At 45.2% G+C, this 18,975-nt stretch carries 23 protein-coding genes, 1 tRNA gene, 1 other RNA gene, 2 pseudogenes and 1 other annotated feature; of the genes and pseudogenes, 1 reads left to right on the top strand and 26 read right to left on the bottom strand.

Annotation, left to right across the window (positions count from 1 at the left end):
• Window positions 1–3 precede the first annotated feature (3 nt).
• From ACW12G_RS02695 to ACW12G_RS02570, 26 genes and pseudogenes are all read right to left on the bottom strand, one after another.
• A tRNA-Lys gene (locus ACW12G_RS02695) sits at window positions 4–76 on the bottom strand.
• Between the two features lie 130 nt (window positions 77–206).
• Window positions 207–1,199, bottom strand: coding sequence for a UDP-glucose 4-epimerase GalE (gene galE, locus ACW12G_RS02690; protein WP_010001491.1), 993 nt, complete (start codon window positions 1,197–1,199; stop codon window positions 207–209).
• Window positions 1,200–1,244: 45 nt separating this feature from the next.
• A complete protein-coding gene (locus tag ACW12G_RS02685; protein ID WP_146975717.1) occupies window positions 1,245–1,976 on the bottom strand; it encodes an acyl-[acyl-carrier-protein] thioesterase in 732 nt (243 codons plus the stop codon).
• Between the two features lie 40 nt (window positions 1,977–2,016).
• On the bottom strand, window positions 2,017–2,892 hold the full coding sequence (rsmI, locus tag ACW12G_RS02680) for a 16S rRNA (cytidine(1402)-2'-O)-methyltransferase (protein ID WP_129873526.1): 876 nt from the start codon (window positions 2,890–2,892) through the stop codon (window positions 2,017–2,019).
• Window position 2,893: 1 nt separating this feature from the next.
• Window positions 2,894–3,814: pseudogene (locus tag ACW12G_RS02675) on the bottom strand (DNA polymerase III subunit delta).
• Window positions 3,814–4,143, bottom strand: coding sequence for a cyclic-di-AMP receptor (locus tag ACW12G_RS02670; RefSeq protein WP_010004628.1), 330 nt, complete (start codon window positions 4,141–4,143; stop codon window positions 3,814–3,816). The pseudogene ACW12G_RS02675 and the gene ACW12G_RS02670 overlap by 1 nt, the downstream one beginning before the upstream one ends.
• Window positions 4,140–4,793 (bottom strand): dTMP kinase, encoded by a 654-nt coding sequence (gene tmk / locus ACW12G_RS02665; protein WP_010004629.1) that lies wholly within the window; start codon window positions 4,791–4,793, stop codon window positions 4,140–4,142. The genes ACW12G_RS02670 and tmk overlap by 4 nt, the downstream gene beginning before the upstream one ends.
• A 47-nt stretch (window positions 4,794–4,840) precedes the next feature.
• Window positions 4,841–5,101, bottom strand: coding sequence for a YaaL family protein (locus ACW12G_RS02660; RefSeq protein ID WP_029509493.1), 261 nt, complete (start codon window positions 5,099–5,101; stop codon window positions 4,841–4,843).
• Complete coding sequence (recR, locus tag ACW12G_RS02655; protein WP_010004631.1) at window positions 5,098–5,703, bottom strand: recombination mediator RecR; 606 nt, start codon at window positions 5,701–5,703, stop codon at window positions 5,098–5,100. The genes ACW12G_RS02660 and recR overlap by 4 nt, the downstream gene beginning before the upstream one ends.
• 36 nt (window positions 5,704–5,739) lie before the next feature.
• Window positions 5,740–7,512, bottom strand: a complete 1,773-nt coding sequence (gene dnaX, locus ACW12G_RS02650) for a DNA polymerase III subunit gamma/tau (protein WP_455647207.1) — start codon at window positions 7,510–7,512, stop codon at window positions 5,740–5,742.
• Between the two features lie 74 nt (window positions 7,513–7,586).
• An RNA gene (gene ffs, locus ACW12G_RS02645) (signal recognition particle sRNA small type) lies at window positions 7,587–7,674 on the bottom strand.
• Between the two features lie 23 nt (window positions 7,675–7,697).
• Window positions 7,698–8,216 carry an HD domain-containing protein gene (locus ACW12G_RS02640; RefSeq protein WP_010001480.1) on the bottom strand — a complete coding sequence of 173 codons (519 nt, stop codon included), beginning with the start codon at window positions 8,214–8,216 and terminating at the stop codon, window positions 7,698–7,700.
• A 62-nt stretch (window positions 8,217–8,278) separates the two neighbouring features.
• Window positions 8,279–8,788, bottom strand: a complete 510-nt coding sequence (gene tadA, locus ACW12G_RS02635; protein ID WP_146975722.1) for a tRNA adenosine(34) deaminase TadA — start codon at window positions 8,786–8,788, stop codon at window positions 8,279–8,281.
• Window positions 8,766–9,407, bottom strand: a complete 642-nt coding sequence (locus ACW12G_RS02630; protein WP_455647206.1) for a class I SAM-dependent methyltransferase — start codon at window positions 9,405–9,407, stop codon at window positions 8,766–8,768. Before ACW12G_RS02630 ends, tadA begins: the two co-directional genes overlap by 23 nt.
• A gap of 120 nt (window positions 9,408–9,527) precedes the next feature.
• Window positions 9,528–9,893 carry a 50S ribosomal protein L7/L12 gene (gene rplL, locus ACW12G_RS02625; protein ID WP_010001475.1) on the bottom strand — a complete coding sequence of 122 codons (366 nt, stop codon included), beginning with the start codon at window positions 9,891–9,893 and terminating at the stop codon, window positions 9,528–9,530.
• Window positions 9,894–9,949: 56 nt separating this feature from the next.
• Window positions 9,950–10,525 (bottom strand): 50S ribosomal protein L10, encoded by a 576-nt coding sequence (rplJ, locus tag ACW12G_RS02620; protein ID WP_455647205.1) that lies wholly within the window; start codon window positions 10,523–10,525, stop codon window positions 9,950–9,952.
• Between the two features lie 28 nt (window positions 10,526–10,553).
• Window positions 10,554–10,672 (bottom strand) — a sequence feature (ribosomal protein L10 leader region).
• A gap of 39 nt (window positions 10,673–10,711) precedes the next feature.
• Window positions 10,712–11,404: a 50S ribosomal protein L1 gene (rplA, locus tag ACW12G_RS02615; protein WP_010001473.1), complete on the bottom strand. Its 693-nt coding sequence runs from the start codon at window positions 11,402–11,404 to the stop codon at window positions 10,712–10,714.
• Window positions 11,404–11,868: a 50S ribosomal protein L11 gene (gene rplK, locus ACW12G_RS02610; protein ID WP_010001472.1), complete on the bottom strand. Its 465-nt coding sequence runs from the start codon at window positions 11,866–11,868 to the stop codon at window positions 11,404–11,406. Before rplK ends, rplA begins: the two co-directional genes overlap by 1 nt.
• A 112-nt stretch (window positions 11,869–11,980) precedes the next feature.
• Entirely contained in the window at window positions 11,981–12,607 is a 627-nt protein-coding gene (nusG, locus tag ACW12G_RS02605; protein WP_029509488.1) for a transcription termination/antitermination protein NusG, read from the bottom strand.
• Between the two features lie 119 nt (window positions 12,608–12,726).
• Window positions 12,727–12,900: a preprotein translocase subunit SecE gene (gene secE / locus ACW12G_RS02600; protein WP_029509487.1), complete on the bottom strand. Its 174-nt coding sequence runs from the start codon at window positions 12,898–12,900 to the stop codon at window positions 12,727–12,729.
• A gap of 16 nt (window positions 12,901–12,916) precedes the next feature.
• A complete protein-coding gene (gene rpmG / locus ACW12G_RS02595) occupies window positions 12,917–13,066 on the bottom strand; it encodes a 50S ribosomal protein L33 (protein ID WP_010001468.1) in 150 nt (49 codons plus the stop codon).
• A gap of 52 nt (window positions 13,067–13,118) precedes the next feature.
• Window positions 13,119–13,709, bottom strand: coding sequence for a TetR/AcrR family transcriptional regulator (locus ACW12G_RS02590; RefSeq protein WP_010005899.1), 591 nt, complete (start codon window positions 13,707–13,709; stop codon window positions 13,119–13,121).
• A 71-nt stretch (window positions 13,710–13,780) separates the two neighbouring features.
• Complete coding sequence (locus ACW12G_RS02585) at window positions 13,781–15,328, bottom strand: ABC transporter permease (protein WP_455647204.1); 1,548 nt, start codon at window positions 15,326–15,328, stop codon at window positions 13,781–13,783.
• Window positions 15,329–15,461: 133 nt separating this feature from the next.
• Complete coding sequence (hpf, locus tag ACW12G_RS02580) at window positions 15,462–16,010, bottom strand: ribosome hibernation-promoting factor, HPF/YfiA family (RefSeq protein ID WP_029509485.1); 549 nt, start codon at window positions 16,008–16,010, stop codon at window positions 15,462–15,464.
• 82 nt (window positions 16,011–16,092) lie between these two features.
• Entirely contained in the window at window positions 16,093–16,764 is a 672-nt protein-coding gene (locus ACW12G_RS02575; protein ID WP_029509484.1) for a ComF family protein, read from the bottom strand.
• Between the two features lie 35 nt (window positions 16,765–16,799).
• Window positions 16,800–18,038: pseudogene (locus ACW12G_RS02570) on the bottom strand (DEAD/DEAH box helicase).
• Between the two features lie 17 nt (window positions 18,039–18,055).
• On the opposite strand from ACW12G_RS02570, the gene ACW12G_RS02565 reads away from it, so the two are divergent.
• Window positions 18,056–18,691, top strand: coding sequence for a YigZ family protein (locus ACW12G_RS02565; protein WP_455647203.1), 636 nt, complete (start codon window positions 18,056–18,058; stop codon window positions 18,689–18,691).
• The last annotated feature ends 284 nt before the right edge of the window (window positions 18,692–18,975 follow it).

Below are 18,975 nucleotides of genomic sequence, written 5' to 3'. Positions count from 1 at the left end.
TAGTGGACAGTCAGGGGCTCGAACCCTGGACCCACGGATTAAGAGTCCGTTGCTCTACCAACTGAGCTAACTGTCCATATGTCGCTTTCACAACAAAGAATAGTATAGCATGTATTTTGATGTTGTGCAACACTTTTTCTAAAATTAATGGCACACTATTAAAAAACAGCGTTAGCCATCACTAACGCTGTTTTGCATCCATTGCTTTATTTGTCGTTGTAACCAGTTGGATGGCTTTGGTGCCAGTTCCAAGCTGTCTTGATAATGTCTTGCACATTATCATATTTTGGTGCCCAACCCAACACATCACGTGCCTTATCTGAGTTGGCAATCAAAATATCAGGATCGCCAGCACGGCGTGGGCCAATTTTGGCTGGAATATCAACACCAGTTGCTTCACGCGCGGCTTCCACCATTTCCTTAACTGAGAAACCAGTTGCTGAGCCTAAGTTAAATTGGTTCGATTCATTGCCATCAGCCAAATATTGCAAGGCCCGCATGTGAGCATCTGCCAAGTCTAGGACGTGAACATAGTCGCGAACGTTGAACCCGTCTGGCGTGTTGTAGTCATCACCAAACATTTCAATGTAGTCACGTTGACCCAAACCAGCTTGCAAAATAATTGGTACAAGGTGGGTTTCAGGTTGGTGATCTTCACCAATCGTACCATCTTCAGCAGCCCCAGCCACGTTGAAGTAACGCAATGCCACCCACTTCACACCATCCGCTTGATCTGACCAAGCCATGATTTTTTCCATCATTAACTTTGATTCACCATAAGGGTTGATAGGGTTTTGTGGATCCGTTTCCTTAATCGGAATGTTGACTGGGTTACCATAAGTGGCTGCTGTTGATGAAAAGACGATTTGCTTCACATCATGATCCTTCATCACTTCCAGCAACGTTACCATGCCACTCGTATTGTTATCAAAATACTTCAATGGATTAGCAACCGATTCCGGCACAATTGAAAAAGCGGCAAAATGCACGACTTGTTCAATGTCTTCTTGATCAAAGACAGCTGATAAGGCGGCCTTATCGCGGATATCGACTTGATAAAACTTAGCGTCTGGATGGACGGCATCACGATGCCCAGTAAACAAGGCATCAACAACAACGACGTCACGACCTGCTTCAACAAGTGTTTTTACCATGTGTGACCCGATATAGCCGGCGCCACCTAATACTAATACTGACATAATCGCCTCTTTATTCTAAATTGATACTTTCAGTTTACACCACTTTTAAGCATCACGCCACTTGAATTCCGCCTCGGCACTAACGACATCGCCCATCATAATACGATGTTTGCTCTCGTGATCTTGGTGTACGACTTGTGATTGGATCGTATGCCCCAGCCGAATTTCATTTTCAAACCGGAGATTAATTGTGGTCACTTCATGGGTATTTAAAAATTCAGGTGCCATGACATCTTGCATCCACTCAAAATACTTCGAGTTATTCACATGCTGATTGGCATCAATATCTAAATAGCGAACGTGATAATCTTTGGCCTCGTAAACCTCATCTGAGGCAAAGTGCGCCGGATTAGGAATACGTGGAATCTGTTTTACATATTCAGCTTGATAGGCATTAATAATATCTTCCGGTATGCGGGCCATGCGCCGGTTTTCAATGTCAATCATGGCCCAAATTGAATCGACGCGAATCACTTCTTCCCCTGCGGCATCAAAAAAAGCAAACGGCCGCCGCACAAAAAAAGGATTATATTTTGCCGCAAAAGTTTGGACTTTAACCGCCTCATTAATTTTAGGGCGCTGCTTAACCGTGACCTCATATTGTAAAATAACCCAGCCGAGGCCACGCGCTAAGTGCACGTCTTGTCCAACCCCTAAGGCATCCCCTTGCATTTTCGAGGCCAAAACGGCCCAATTTAAGATCATCGGCAAAGATAATTTCCCTGTCATATCCGCTTCGTAGTATTCAACGTGTCGTTGCATCGCAAATGGTTGCATGTTCCCCCCTCATTCTGTACCAATGTATGACTATTAGTCGTTAATCAATGCCATGATAATCGGCATAGACCGCTTGCCGATCAAGCTGACGCGCTTTGGCCACTTGTTTAATGGCGGCATTAGGCTTTAAGCCTTTGGCGACCAACTTGGCCACGGCTTCTTGGACTGTTAACTCAGCCTCATCATTGTCAGTTGCTGCTGTTTCCTCACCAGTAAAGCCAGCAATCATCACAACAAATTCACCACGGATTTCGTGTGTTTTCGCCCAAGCCACTAATTCGGCCACTGTCCCACGCAAAAATTCTTCATATTTTTTCGTTAGTTCACGCGCCAAAACCACTTGTCGGTCAGCGCCCATCACCTTTTGAATATTTTCCAAGGTTTGTTTCAAGCGGTGCGGTGCCTCATAAAAAATCGTTGTATCACGCAACGTGGCAAGGCGTTCTAACTCGGCCAACTGGTCGCTATTTTTCCGCTGTAAGAAACCATAAAAATAAAATGGTTGCGGTACTAGCCCACTGGCAATCAACGCCGTTACACCAGCGGTTGCGCCAGGAATTGGAACGACCGCAATCCCTTGCGCAATCGCTGCGGCCACTAATTCTTTTCCTGGATCAGAAATCGACGGCATCCCCGCATCACTCACTTGAGCAATGTTTTTGCCTTGTTGTAAATCCGCAATGATGCCTGGTATTTTAGCTTGCCAATTATGCTCATGAAAGCTCGTTTGCTTGGTTGTAATGTCAAAATGATTAAGGAGCTGTTGTGTGTGCCGCGTATCTTCAGCTGCAATTAAATCAACATCGGCCAAAACGGCAATGGCGCGCGGGGTCATATCTTGCAAGTTCCCAATCGGGGTTGGCACAAGATAGAGCGTGCCGGTTTCGCGCTGTTCAAAACTCTTTTGTTGTTGCATATTATTCTCCTAATGCCATGGCTATTTCCAAGACCATTTTCTCAAATCGTGTTTGCAGTGACACGTTCGTTTGGCTTAATCGGTCATCAGCAAAAATAACGTCGCTCGCGCGCACTAACTGTTGTGGACTATATTGCTGTCGCAATGTTTTGTATAAGCCAACTAGTGTGGGAAAGTGCAGTTGTGCGTCGGGTATTTGCCCGTAAACAACTGTGTCACGTGACAATTCATGTAACCAGGCCAAAAAAAGACGCTGCTGCGGTGCTTCTTTCAACGCATCGACAAGTTGCAATTGCACATACACAAACGCTTCCACCCGTCGTTGCATCATTAGTTCAAACCACTTGAATAAGACTGGTTGCATTGTTTTACGCCACTGCTCGGCTTCATCATCTGGCTGTGCCAAGGCAATTTCGGGACGTAATTGGACAATTTGCGCCCGTGATCGAATGGTGGGCAGCACCTCATTGAGGTTTTCGGCCTACATGATCATGAGTTGCGGGCCAGCCGGCTCTTCAATAAACTTAAGCAGCGCATTGCCAGACTCAGCTTGTAACGTTTCGATGGCGTCAAACACAAAAACTTTGCGTTGGCTTTCTTGCGCAACTGTGACAAATTCTGGTTTTAATGCCCGAATTTGGTCGACCTTCCACGTTCGCTTGGTCCCTGTCCCACTTTTGGGTAAGCTGGGTTGGGTAATTTTGACATCGGGATGATCATCCGCCATGATCCGGATGGCCTGACGTTCATCCGCGCCAGCCATAAGCCAAGCCAAATAACGCGAAAAAGCCAGCTTTTCTGGCTGGCTTGGGCCGACAAAGAGATACAGATGACTGAGCTGATTTGTCGCAATCAGTTGTTTAAAATGGGCGATCTGTTGCGGATACACCTTTTCTGCGGTTGTAATAAATTCCGGTGTCATTAGAACTGATGGAATGATTCAATATTTTGCGTATAAACAGTCGCGCCACCGACTTCAACTTCAATCGGATAAATCCCGATTTGTTCACCACCAGCATCTAAATTCACTGGCGGTACCATAAATTGTTTCCGTGTTTGTGACACTTCTTGAATAATGTCCAACGTTTCTTGGACGCGTGCATCTTCGATGGCAATCAAGAAAGTGGTATTACCTGAACGGAGGAACCCACCCGTCGTCGTTAAGCGTGTCGCCCGAATATCAGCTTTGACGAAAGCGTTACTAAGCTTGGTTGCATCCTTGTCTTGAACAATAGCTGTCACTAATTTCATAATGATGACTCCTTTCGCGATGCTATGATGTCAAATAGCAATGTGCGTGTCTCTGCAATGACCTGTTCTAGCGGTTGTGTCGCATCAATTAATTTAATTCTATCAGAAAAATCACGTTGCAGGGCTAAATAAGTCTCTCGCACCGCTTGATGAAAGGCTAACGATTCCTTATCCAAACGGTCAATCTTATCTTGACGATTGGCCATCACGCGTGCCAAACCAACTTCGGCCGGTACATCAAAATAAATCGTTAGATCAGGCATTAAGCCATCAATGGCAAACTGATTAATTTGCCAAATATGATCGACACCGAGGCCACGACCACCGCCTTGATAGGCCAACGAACTATCCACGTAACGATCAGAAATCACCACTTTACCTGCTTCAAGTGCTGGCAAAACGACGGATACCAAGTGTTGCCGGCGCGCTGCTGTATACAATAAGGCTTCTGTACGGTCATCCATGCCATTATCTTCTGCTGGTTGCAGAATCGCACGAATAGCTTCAGAAATTGGATTGCCACCAGGTTCTCGTGTCGTCACCAGTGCCTCACCAAGCTGCGGTTGTAATTCAGCCACCAGTGCCTGTAAGACGCTTGTCTTACCCGCACCTTCCGGTCCTTCAAAAGTAATAAATAGCGGTTTCGTCATGTGTCTTGTTGTCCTTTTTGTTTATCGTGGCAGTACCCTAACTGACATTAAATGCGATCAGTTTTCAGGACATGGGTTTGCATATGCCCAACTGTCTTGCGGCGGCGTGCTTCACGATAGAGATAATTAAATTTGGCCTTTGTCAGCGCAGTTTGCGCTTGAATTAACCGCACATTGACTTGGCCATCTAACAATGCTTCTTCCGAATTTTGGGCTGTATCCCAGTCAATCTTGGCTTTATCAATTTGAAAAACGAGGGCCTGGTCATAAGTTTGTCGCAGATTTAATTTCTTTTTACGAAATATCATAATTCTGTTCGTCCTTGTACTGCTTTAATCAACGTCAATTGGTCCGCATAATCAATATCTGATCCCACTGCCAAACCGTGCGCCAAACGAGTTACTTTAATCCCCGCGGGCTTTAGCAACCGTGCGAGATACATCGCTGTGGCTTCACCTTCGGCGTTGACATTTGTACCGACAATCACTTCGTTAATTTCTTGATGTTCAGATAATCGCCGAATTAAACTCGGCAAGTTAATGTCTTCTGGTCCTGTGCCGGAACTCGGTGAAATCACACCATTGAGCACGTGATATAAGCCGTGATAATCACGCGTATTTTCCATCGCCATCACATCACGCGCATGCTCAACCACAAAAACAGTTGTTTGGTCACGCGACGGATCCTGACAAATCACGCACGGATTGATTGACTTTTCCGTAATATTGCCACACACTTCACAGAAGGTCAAATCATTTTTAGCAGAAGCGAGCGCTTTAGAGAAATCAATCACATCATCTTCTGCCATACCTAAGGTATAAAAAGCCAGACGTGTGGCTGTTTTTTGCCCAATACCTGGTAATTTTGTATAGCTTGCTATTAATTTTGCAATCGGTTCTGGATATTCCATAATGGTACAAGGCTATCACAGCCAATCCTTTCTCTATTAATCAATCACCTGCACAATATCGTCGCCAAACAATTTCTTAGCTTCAGCGACAATCGCTGGTTCCACAAGCCCCGTTTGCTCTGGTGTCGGTGCACTTTGCGACTGGGTCGTGGTTGTTTGGCTCACTCTCGGTATATCCGCCAAATTCAAAGGTTGAGTCGTCCCCGCCTTTAACTGCGCGACATAATCAGAGCGTTCTTGTTGCCAGCTATCTTGGGTAATCAACACCATTTCTGTTGGCAATTGTTGTGCAGCCAGCGCTGTCCGTAATTGCGTTTGCAAGGCGGCATCTTGTAAAGCTTGTGCCAATAAAGGTGGAAAATCAAACGCTAAAACAAGCCCTTCCTCACTTGCAGCTACCGGGGCGGCAATCGTCAGTAAGGCCTGTTCAGCAACACCAAATTGACTAATCAAGTCTGACCAAGCAGCCTTCACGCGACTAAGCGTCTCCCGCTTCGCTTGTTGTAAGACGGCAAAGACCGCATTTTGCCCCGTACGCGCCCACAACTGGTTGGCAACGGCTGCTTCTTCAGTTGGCGCAGTAGCTACCACTGGTTGGGCAACTGGTGACGTTGCCAATGTTGGTGGCACTGGCGTGGGCGTTGATGGTACAGTCTCAACTGTTACCGTTGGTGTTGACGTTGGTTGCGCTGCAACCACTTGTGGTGCAACTTTGACGGGTTGTGTAGGTGTCACTGTTTCACTTGGCTGGACTGACGCTGGTGCTTGCGGTGCAGCCGTCATCGCCAGTTTAACCGTGAGCAATTCTAAATACACATCACTTTGCATCGTTTGCATGAGCTGTTGCTGAATGTCATCTAGAATCACCATCATCTGTTGAATGCGTTCAGCCGATAATTGTTGGGCCAATGCCGTAAGATCAGTCACAGCAATCGCTGTTTTAATCAAATCAGGCGCGACATTTGTCATCATCACATCACGCAATAAGCCTAACACATCAACCACAAAACGTTGGGCATCTTTGCCGGCAAGTAGAATATCATGTAAAATCTGGAGCCCTTTTGGCGTGTCCCCTTGACTGACAGCGACTATATAGGCCAATAATTGAGCTGTTGTTGTCGAGCCAGTGACCTGTAAGGCGTTATCGACCGTCACCCGATCTGTGCCATACGCCATCACCTGATCTAAAATCGACAAGGCATCTCGCATGCCACCTTCCGCCACATTGGCAATAATGCGTAACGCATCGTCATCATAAGCGACCTGACGTTGCGTTAAAATATCGGCTAACCGTGCCTGAATGGCATCGGTCGCAATCCGTTTAAATTCAAAACGCTGTGTCCGCGACAAAATCGTGACGGGCACTTTTTGCGGTTCGGTGGTCGCCAAAATGAACTTCACATTTGCTGGTGGTTCCTCAAGCGTCTTCAGGAGGGCATTAAAGGCACTGTTTGACAACATATGCACTTCATCAATGATGTAAACTTTGTATTTCGCTTCAATCGGTGCATAATCCACGTTCGCCAAAATATCGCGCATATCTTCAACGCGACTATTAGACGCCGCATCAAATTCTACAATATCGGGAATTTGGGCATCATCCGTTTGCGGATCAATCCCATTGACTTCGCGCGCAAATATTTTAGCCGCGGATGTCTTCCCTGTTCCACGTGGCCCAGAAAAAAGATAGGCATGGCCTGTCTGCTCTGTTTCAATCGCATTCTTAAGTGTTTGTGTGATAACTTCTTGACCAATCATGTCATCAAACGTCCGTGGTCGGTAAACCCGATATAATGCTTGATATGCCACTGTTACCACCTCCTGAGGAACTTTTTTTTGCAAATTACAACGCTAACTTACAAAAAAAGACCGCTATGCGGTCAATATGTACACAAGCACAACATCGAACAACCTTAGGGCTGCTACATTCCTGTCCTGACCCGGTTCGAGAGTCGACGCTTGCCTGCTTTTCTATTATATCTAATTTTTTTGCTTTAAGCAAACACTTCAGCCACTTTCTTCGTCACCTTGGCTTGCCACTTAAAGTAAGTTAAGTAAGCCTTGGGTACCAAATATTCGTTGACCGCTGCGAAATCATCGACGATTGAAACAATCCAGCTTTCGCGGTACTTTGGTAGCGCAATAGTGGCACCAAACATGTGCTTAACAATGATATCAGCTTCTTTATCACTAATAGACGTTAGCTTTTTGGCATTTTGAAGCGCAATACGTGGGTGGACATAAGCATGTGAACCCGCTTCAAACTTCGTCACACGCCAATCGTAGTAAAAAAGATCATGTAACAATCCGGCACGTGCCGTCGCCGTTGCATCAGCGCCAATTTTTTTGGCAATCACGTAAGATTGATAAGAAACTGAGATAGAATGCCGTAACCGGTTAGAAAAATGGTGTTGTGTATATTGTGCGAGTTGTTGCACTTCTTCGTGTTGTAATAAATCGTCAACAATTGCTAAATACTCTTGGTCGAGACGCCAAGCATTAGGATTTTGCATGTAAATTTTGCCTCTTTTAATAAGTCTGATGCTATTATACTACGAAATCATTAATATGGGCGTTACAATGTTTGCGATTTTTTATTGCGTTTCCGCTGCGCTCTAATTTGGCCAAAGAAATCTTGTAACAGCGCCCCACCCTCATCACCGCGAACCTGCGGATGGACAACAACCCGATGATTCAAGCGTTCATCTTCCAACAACTGATACAACGAACGTGTCGCACCGCCTTTGGCGTCATCAGCACCATAATAGACCACTGGGACGCGTGCATTAATAATCGCCCCAGCGCACATAATACAAGGCTCAAGCGTGACAAATAACGCCGTATCTTCTAAACGCCAAGATTGTAACGCATCGTTAGCCGCTTCAATCGCGAGTAACTCAGCATGCGCTGTGGCAAGCTGATGGGATTCACGATGGTTATGCGCCCGTGCCACAATTTGATTATCTTTCACAATCACCGCGCCAATCGGTACTTCGCCTTCATTAGCGGCTAGTTTGGCCTCGTTTAGCGCCACCTGCATAAAATAATCAATCTGCGCATCACTAAATGTGGGTATCTGGCTCATAAGTGCTCTCCAAAATATAGTAACCTTTGTTTTTCGCAATAATTTTTGCATTTCCAAAGGCTGCCAACATATTTTTTTGTGCTGAAGGCGCCCCTTGCTTTTTCTGTAAAACAGCAATTAATTTACCACCTGGTACTAAATGGTGCACAGCATCTTGTAACATCGTCGTGACCACTTCTTTACCGGCACGAATCGGTGGATTCGTTAAAATCAAGGCATATTGATCCGTGATTTGTTGATAAATATCTGATTGGAAAACGGATACCAACTGGTCAACCCCATTTTGCTTGGCGTTTTGTTGCGCTAAAGCCAACGCCCGTTCATTGACATCAACCATGTCCACTGGCCGTTGATATTTTTTCGCAATAGCAACCCCCACTGGACCATAACCAGTGCCGAGATCTAGTACCTTCCCGTCAGTTAAGGTTGTTTTATCTAGGGCATCCAACATCGTACGTGTGCCAAAATCAACCGTTGACTTAGAAAAAACGCCACTATCGGTTGTAAAGTGTAAGGTATTCCCAAACAGGTCAAAATCAAAATTTTGGAAATGATGCTCAGAATTCGGATTCGCAGTGAAATACATTTCACCGCCAATTTTTTCATTTGATGTGGTCATAACGACTCCTTAAGTTTATGTACAAAAAAAGAAGTACCGAAGCACCTCTTTTAATATTGCGAATCATATCCCACACCGATTGGTGTGATGATAACCAATCCGTGATTTCATCAAATGAAATTACTTCAAAGTTACTGATGCGCCAGATTCTTCCAAAGCTGCCTTCAATTCGTTAGCGGCTGCTTCGTCAAGACCTTCCTTAACGATTGAAGGTGCGTTGTCAACTAAGTCCTTAGCTTCCTTCAATCCAAGACCAGTTGCTTCACGAACTGCCTTGATAACCTTAACCTTAGCAGAACCTGCTGAAGTCAATTCTACGTCGAAGTCTGTCTTTGCTGCGGCTGCGCCGTCAGCTGCACCAGCTGCTGCTACAGGAGCTGCTGCTGAAACGTTAAATTCTTCTTCGATTGCTGAAACCAATTCAGCCAAATCCAAGATTGTTGCATCCTTCAATGATGCGATAATCGCGTCTTTATCAAAAGCCATGATTAAATCCTCCAAATTTTTGTTTTGATGTTGTCGTTAGTAAAACTTGTTGCTGATTATTCAGCAGATGGTGCTTCTTCGGCTGCAGCTTCCGCAACTGGTGCTTCTTCAGCAGCAGTTGCAGCAGCTTCGCCACCTTCTTCTTCCAACTTCTCTTGCACAGCCTTAACAGCATATGCAAATGAACGGATTGAGAATTGGAATTCGGCCATCAATTGACCAAGCAAACCTTCGCGTGATGGCAAAGATGCATACTTGTTGATGTCGTCCAAGTTAGCGATGTTGCCGTCAACAACACCACCCTTGATTTCCAACTTTTCGTTGGCGTCAGCAAACTTCTTCAAGATACGTGATGGCGCAATAGCGTCTTCACTTGAGAAGGCTACGGCTGAAGGACCGACAAAGATGTCGTTCAATTCAGCAAAACCAGCTTTTTCAGCAGCACGTGTCAAAATCTTGTTCTTGATCACTTCAAGAGACACGCCTTCTTCACGTAATTGTTGACGCAATTCTGTTGATTGCGCAACTGTCAATCCACGAGAATCGACCACAACTACTGAAGCAGCGTTCTTGAATTGTTCAGCAACTTCTTCAACCTTTTGTGCCTTAAGCGCAATAGCTTTTTCACTCATGATATGTGATTCTCCTTCCTTAATATTATTTTGCAAAAGAAATCCCGTGCACCAAAAGACGCACGGGAAAAGTTTTTTTAAAACTTCCTCGGCAGGATATTAAGGTACAAGTACCACCTGAGTCTTAGGCAAAATGATTTAATTCACTTAAATGATTATATCAAACCAAGTTGATATCGTCAAATTTTACAATGTGTTGATGTCCAATGTTACTGATGGGCCAAATGTTGAGGCAATTGATACGTGTTGTACGTATGTGCCCTTAACAGCAGCTGGACGAGCCTTCAAAACAGTTTCAGCAATTGTCTTGATGTTTTCAGCCAACTTACCATCTTCAAATGAAACACGACCAACAGGTACAGCAACGTTTCCGTCACGGTCTGTACGGTATGTCACTTGACCACCCTTGGCATCTGAAACAGCCTTAGTTACGTCCATTGTCACAGTACCAGTCTTAGGGTTTGGCATCAAGCCCTTAGGTCCCAATACACGGGCAACACGACCAACTTGGGCCATCATGTCAGGTGTCGCAATAGCTGTGTCAAAGTCTAACCAGCCACCTTGGATTTGTGCAACCAAGTCAGCAGCACCAACAACATCGGCACCGGCAGCTTCCGCTTCCTTAGCCTTGTCGCCTTGTGCAAAGACGATAACCTTCTTGTCCTTACCTGTACCGTTTGGCAACACAACAGCGCCACGCAATTGTTGGTCGGCTTGACGTGTGTCAACGTTCAAGTTGAAGACAACTTCAACTGATGCGTCGAAGTTAGCGTAATCAATTTCCTTAACCAATGCCACGGCATCGTTCAAGGCGTAGTTCTTTTCAGCGTCAACCTTTGCTAAGGCTGCGGCGTACTTCTTACCATGCTTTTGAGTCATTATTCTGCGTCCTCCTTGATTGCTGTACCTTCAACAGTCAAGTCAACACCATCAACAGTAACACCCATTGAACGTGCTGTACCTTCGATCATACGCATAGCAGCTGTCAAGTCGTTGGCGTTCAAGTCAGCCATCTTGTTTTCAGCAATTGCACGGATTTGATCCAAAGTAACGTTTCCGACCTTCTTAGTGTTAGGTTCACCTGAACCCTTACCAACGATCTTACGCAATTGATCAGCAGCAGGTGGTGTCTTTGTCACGAATTCGAATGAACGATCATCGAAAACAGAGATTTCAACCGGAATGATTGAACCCGCTTGGTCTGCAGTACGCGCGTTAAATTCCTTTGTGAATTGCGCGATGTTAATGCCGGCTTGTCCCAAAGCTGGACCAACAGGTGGTGCTGGTGTTGCTTTAGCAGCGGCAATTTGTAACTTAACTACTTGTGTAACTTTTTTAGCCACGATTTTTTCCTCCTCGTGTTGTGGTAGACGTAGCTTGAGTGCTACTCCCACGTATGCCGATGGCATACCAATACATTATATTAAAAAATAAAGCAAATTGCAATACTTTTATTTAGGCTTCGTCCAAGACCGTGTCGACATCGGCAAAATCCAATTCTGTTGGTGTTTCACGACCAAAGACTTCCACCGTTGCTTCAAGTGTTTGCTTTTCCGCATCCACACTGACAACTGTGCCTTCCATGCCCGCAAATGGGCCAGCAATAATTTTAACGATTTGCCCAACTTCAACGTCAAGGTCAACCACTTCACGTGTGACCATCCCCATCCGCTTCATCAACAAATCAACTTCTTCAGGCAACAAAGAATTCGGCTTTGATCCGGCACCGTGCGAGCCCAAGAAACCAGTAACCCCTGGCGTGTTACGGACAACGTACCAAGCTTCATCTGTCATGTTGTAGTCTTGTGGCGTAGCCATTTCAACCAACACATACCCTGGGAAGTCATTTTCAACTGAAGTCTTGGCTTCACCATCTTGAATCGTTGTGACTTCTTGTTCTGGCACCAAAATACGGAAAATTTGTTCCGTCATCCCCATTGTTTGGGTACGTGATTCCAAGTTAGCCTTCACTTTGTGTTCATAACCTGAATACGTGTGTACAACGAACCATGACTTTTCAATGTCGTCTGTGTTTGGTGTTGGTACAACATTTTCTTCTGGTAATTCGTTATTTTCTGTCATTTTAATTGTCGGTACCCTTACGGGTACACCGCCCTTTCTTTCATTCGATATAAAAAAGAACCTCTTTTAAGAAGTCCTTGCGTTAGTTACAGTATACTATATTTTCTGTTTTTGAGCTATTACTTCATGACGAAGTTAATACCTTGTTGTAAGAGCCAGTCCACACCGCCCAAGAAAACAGCAAAGATGATTGACACGGTAATCACCGTCACAGTTTCCTTTGAGGCTTGCGCTTCGGACAACCATGTTACATTCTTCATTTCATTTGCAACATTTTTAAAGTATCTCACCATGGTTGGCTGCCCCCCTTTACTTTGTTTGTTGATGCAATGTGTGCTTGCCACAAAAGGCACAGAACTTATTCACTGCTAAACGTTCTGTCCGATCTTTTGACAATGCTACTGTATAATTGCGTGAGCCACATACTGTACACGCGAGTGATACTTTTTGACTAGCCATAATAGGTCTCCGTTAAATTTCATTTCTAGCATAACACTTACACGCGTAAAACTCAACGGTGCGCAACGCCGTATAAAATCAGATCGAGTAGATTTTGGACGCGTGTCGTCAAATCACGGGCATCAGTAAGCGCATGGAAGTCACTAAACAACGGTGCCAAACTCGTCATATAAAATGCACTCGCCATTTTGGCATCAACATGTTGTCTTAATTGCATCGCCTCTTGATCAAAAAAACGCGCAATGGGACCAACGTAATACCGACCAAAAACCATGCCCAGCGTTTGTTTGCTATCGGGTGAAAGCACATCAAAACTACCGTGAATTAAAGTGAAAACATCACGCGGATGCCGGTTTACAATCACCTTAGTCATGTCGACTAACTGATCAACTGGCTGCGGATAAGGCTGTGCCAAGATGGCAAGCATCTCATCAGCAACCTGTTGTCCAACAACCTTAATCACCTCAACAAATAAGGTTTCTTTGTCGCCAAAGTAGTGATACAAAGCCGGTTGGGTAATGTTTAACGCTTTGGCAATATCACGTGTTGTTGTTTGTTCAAACCCGTGCGCCAAAAATTGGTCTGTCGCAGCGGCTATAATGCGATCACGCGTCGCTGTATTTGTCTGTGATTTGGTTTCCATATTGTTAGTTTACACCATTTCAAATAAAATGCAGCATGACTTTCGTCACCCTGCACTGATTTTTTTAGATTTTACGACTGGCTTAATTCATTTTTGAAACTTTGCCGCTGCTTCATTCGGTAGTATGAGACTAATAAAATCGTCAAGACCAGCCACCACAACGCTAAGATTAACAAATCTTGCTGGACTGCCCCACCAAAAATAATCGCCGTCGTCACACGATACAAAGCTGCTAGCGGCCAGACCATATCACTCATATGCACAACCGTCAGTATCGTCTGGGCTGGGCTAATGCTTAACACAAAGACTGCCTGCAAAATCAACAAGATAACGCTTAACCACCAGCCAGCTTGACCAAGCCACTGCTTCAAATACCAGACAAGACTCATCATGACCCAAGCCGCTAACAATGTAGCCCCAACCATTAGCCAAATATTACCAATCGTCACATGCCAAAATGGCGCACTACCGACCATCAAGCCAACAGCTAACAAGCTGAACACGCCCGCTAGTTGGAAATTTTCCCACCACTGTTCTAAGGCTAACGCCTCTTGACGCGTTGACTTCACAGGGAGGAGTATCCCAAATAATACAGCCAGCACCGTCACAGCCACAACCAATAATTGTGGTAATAAGGTTTGTCCGGTTTGCTTAATAGGTTGCAAATCAACTGTCTGATAGCGCATCATCTGTGTCAATGGTGACGCATCGTGCTGATCCGCCTGCTCACCTAACATACTGTTAAGCTGGCCGGCCACGTCAGTCTGGCCTTGCTGTAGCGCATTGGCGCCAGCTTGAATTGTCCCTGATTGTTCACTTAGCGCTTTAGCTTGTGATAAATTAGCACTGATTGTGCCAATGCCACCAACAATCGTAGTTTGCATCGTATAAGATAGATTATTAATCGCCACTGCCATAGCCTGAATTTTTGCTGTGTCACCAGCATTAACAGCATCATTTAGTTGTGCCGAATAATTTGCCAATTTCGCCACCGCATCATTGGCGTTATCCTTTAAATCACTGGCAGATTGCTCATCAATACGATTTCCAACAACTTGCAAATTCACTTGCAAATCATCTGCTTGCTGCGAGAGTTGTTGACTTTGTTGTGCGATTTTTTTCAACGCTGTGTTATTAGCCGGACCAACCAACAATGCGTTATTCTGACGGGTCAACGCCGCTGATAATGCCTGTGTGAGGTACTGGGCAGCAAATGGACTTTGGCCACTCGCTAGCCACTGTGAAATCGGCGCAACTTGACCAGTTTGTTTAAAGTCAGCCAGTTGCTGCGTCAACGTTGCTGGCATCATCACGACACTGTTGACCTTACCAGCGCGCAAAGCCGCTTTAGCTTGTGCCACGCTGCGATAATCAACCGCGGTCAACGCTGTATCTTGATGTAATAACTTACTAAAATCAGCCCCAATGTTGCGCTGTTGCTCTTGATATTGACCACCACGATCTTGATTGACAACCGCAACGCGTAGTTTAGTTGCCTGTTGGTTCTGATGTCCTAAAACACCCAGCATACCGGCCACCAAGATGACCGGTGTGATCGTGGCCACTAGCCACTTCACGAGCTGTCGCTTATTTTTAAATAGGGATTGCCAACTGAACATAAAAAAACCTCTTTTATCTATTATTACTAGCATAACGATAAAAAGGCTTTTTGGGGTTATCTTTATAAAGTTTTATGACTTTTACAACATTTTTGCGCGTCGGTCATACTGACGCAACCAACACAATACGCCATTATTCGCCTGCAGTCTCCAACAAACCATAGCGACCATCCTTACGCTTGTAAATGACAGCATCGGTATTGGTTTCTGCATCCTTGAAGATGAAGAAATTGTGCGCTAACAAATCCATTTGTAGGGCAGCTTCTTCAGGTGACATTGGCTTCAGATCCACATGCTTTGTTCGTACGACTTGGATGGCATCGTCGTCCACTTCTGTTTCAGGAATTTCACCTTCTGCATCAATGCCCTTGAAGCCAGTTGCACGTGACTTACGATTAATCTTCGTCTTATACTTACGTACTTGACGTTCCAGCTTATCAGAAACCGCATCAATCGCTGCATACATGTCAGGGTCAATAGCTTCCGCGCGTAAGACAACGTACGGTAGCACAATGGTAACTTCGGCCTTATCAGACTTATCAGAATGGTAAGTTCTCAAATTGACGTTAGCAGTCGCTTTTTCGCCGATGTAACGGTTCAACTTTGTCAGACGCTTCTCCACATACTCACGAAGGGCATCTGTTACCTCGATATTCTCGCCTCGTACATTAAAATCTAACATAATCAATTCCTCCATCTAAGTTACTACATTCATTATACCATAGCTGTAAGCGTTTTCTGTAAAAATATTCATTTTCTCATCATTAACGTGCCAATGACAAACTTTTGACCTCTTTTGCGCCTAATTGATATAACAATGTTGCTGCATGATATAACGTGTTACCCGTTGTATAGACATCATCAACAAGTAACACGCGCTGATCAACCAAATCTTTGGTCACCGCAATGGAAAATGGCTGTTTTCGGTGTAAACGGGCCGCCCGATCTCGCTGTGACTGATGCGCCTTTTGCTGTTGCGTCACTTGCAGTAATGCCTGATAAGGGACCCCTTCAAATAGGCCTAGTGTTTGATTAAATCCCCGTCGTAACATCGTATCATGACTAACCGGCACCGGAACAACCATATCCATAGCCATAGTATGCACTTTTTGAATTAACTCACGATTAAATACGGTTCGCAGCAGATAATCCCCGTTAAATTTATACGCCTTCATATACTGTCGCATCGCCTCATTGTATTGATATAACGCACAATGCGCCAATAATTGCTGCCCTTGTTGTTGCCAACGGCGGCAATCTTGACACAGTGTGTCATCTGCTTGTTGGCGACCACATCCAGCACACGCTGTTGTAATACTTTGAAACTGTTGCCGACATGGCTCACAAATTACCGCGTTGTCCAGTGTCATCACGCCGAGTGCCTGCAGCAAATTCAGTTCGTCATGTAGTGGTTGTTGACATAGCAAACACATCATGTCACACCGCCTAACTTTTGGCCACGCCGATTCATTTACCTAATTTGATGTCGGGCAGCTAAAACGCGCTAATTAACGTGAGTCACATAGGCGATGACTAAACCACTCGGATAGTCAGGATGCCGACCGACACGGCCTGCCATTTGGACTAAAGCAGGCTCACTAAATACCGACTCTTCCGCGCCCAAAATTAGCACGTTTAATGCCGGAAATGTCACCCCACGTTCCAAAATCGTGGTCGTCACCAGAAATTGCACGATCCCATCTCGCATGCGTTGCACTTTTGCTTGACGCCGGGCATCATCTGCAGACACATAATCTCCCAGTTGTTCAGGAAATCGCTGGCTTAAGGCCGCATAAATTGGTTTAAGATCTGCAATATGTGGCACAAAAATCAATAAACGCCGTTTGGCCAGCAAGCATTGTTTAACCTGCTGGTAAAAGTGCATTGGCAGTTTGTGCCGCCAATTGTTCACCAGCCGCAGTCGGATGTCGGGTAATAAATGTTGATGAAAGCGTAATGGAAGATAGGAAACGGCTAGTTGTTGCCGCTTGACCCGTTGCCGTAATTGCTTTGTCGGCGTTGCCGTCAGATAAATCACCGTACTTTTGGTTTTTTTGGCTTTGTTCACAGCAAAGTTAAGCATGGCATCCCCAGCAAAGGGAAAGCTGTCGACTTCATCAATAATTAGTAAGTCAAAAGCCGCTAAAAAACGTAACATTTGGTGCGTTGTCGCTAAAACCAACTGGGTATAGGCATAGGGTTGCGGCTGTTCGCCATACAAAACGACCAGCGGTGTCTGTTGAAAGGCTGCTTGTAAGCGTGGTGCCAGTTCCAAAATCACATCAATGCGCGGTGACACAATGCCAACGCGTTGTTTTGCTTGCAGCGCGCGATGAATGACCGGAAAGAGCATTTCTGTTTTACCCGCACCCGTTACCGCCCAAACTAAGTGTTCCCGTTTTTGAGCTAACGTTGCCAATAAGGCATGACTGACCTGTCGTTGTTGCGCTGTCAATTGCCCAGTCCACGTTAATGTCGTGTCACCGTTAAATTGGTTGGGTTCTGGCAACGATACCAATACATCCAACGTACTCACACGTCCTAATGCTAAACACGCCCGACAATAAAACTGTTTGTTAGGGAGTGCCGCGCGTTGGTTTTGTTCACAGCGCTGACAGATCGTGTGATGAAAGGCTGGGACAACCTGACAAGTAGTTGGGATAGGCGCAATCTTTGCTTGCACAATTTGTCGACCATAATATTTTTCCATACGCTATAATACGATATATGGACAAGTACATCACAATCGCCCCAGATCAGTTTGTCTGGGAACAAGACATTAAAAAATCACGTTTTATTCTAAATATTGCCCGCATCTCGTCAGAAGAAGATGCCCGTGCGTTTATCGAAAAAATTAATAAACAGCACTACAAGGCCACCCATAATGTGTTTGCCTACTTATTGGGTGATAATGACCAAATCCAACGTTATTCCGACAACGGCGAACCGAGTGGCACCGCAGGCGTGCCGATGCTTGAAGTGCTACAAAAAAACGGCATCCATGATGTCGTTGCTGTCGTCACGCGCTATTTTGGTGGCATTAAGTTAGGCGCTGGCGGGCTCATTCGGGCGTATGCCGGCACGACCGCCGAAGGCGTCAAAGCCGCTGGTCTGGTGGAACGGTTGACGCGGAGCAAAGTCACCCTCACCGTCGACTACAAACAAGCCGAGACGTTACAATACTGGTTAACCGCACATGATTATCAAATTATGACGACCACTTACGACACGGCGGTCCATCTGGTCGTGCCAGTTGCCGAAGTGGAACTACCCGAATTTCAAGCAACATTGACTGATTTTCTGGCCGGTAACATTAAATTTCAAATTGGTGAAAAAACTTTCTTTGAAATTTCGACAAAATAGGCTATAATTGAATAGTTATGATCCGCTAGTGTAATGGATCGCACGCAAGATTCCGGTTCTTGAAATCCGGGTTCGACTCCCGGGTGGATCATCATAACGCTTGGTATATAGGCGTTTACAGACGATTGTAGCACTTTCGTAGCACTGCATCATTTGAAGCACAACTTAATCGGTTGTGTTTTTTATTTGCAAACAAAAAAGACCCAACCAGTGAGTGGTCGGTCACTGTTATCAAGGCGTCGACGACTGTTTGTAGCAAATAAAATTCAGAAGCCATCTAACAC

This window comes from Leuconostoc sp. (genome assembly GCF_965300815.1).
Note: the sequence above shows the minus strand (reverse complement) of the source record. Positions and strands in the feature narration are given on the sequence as shown.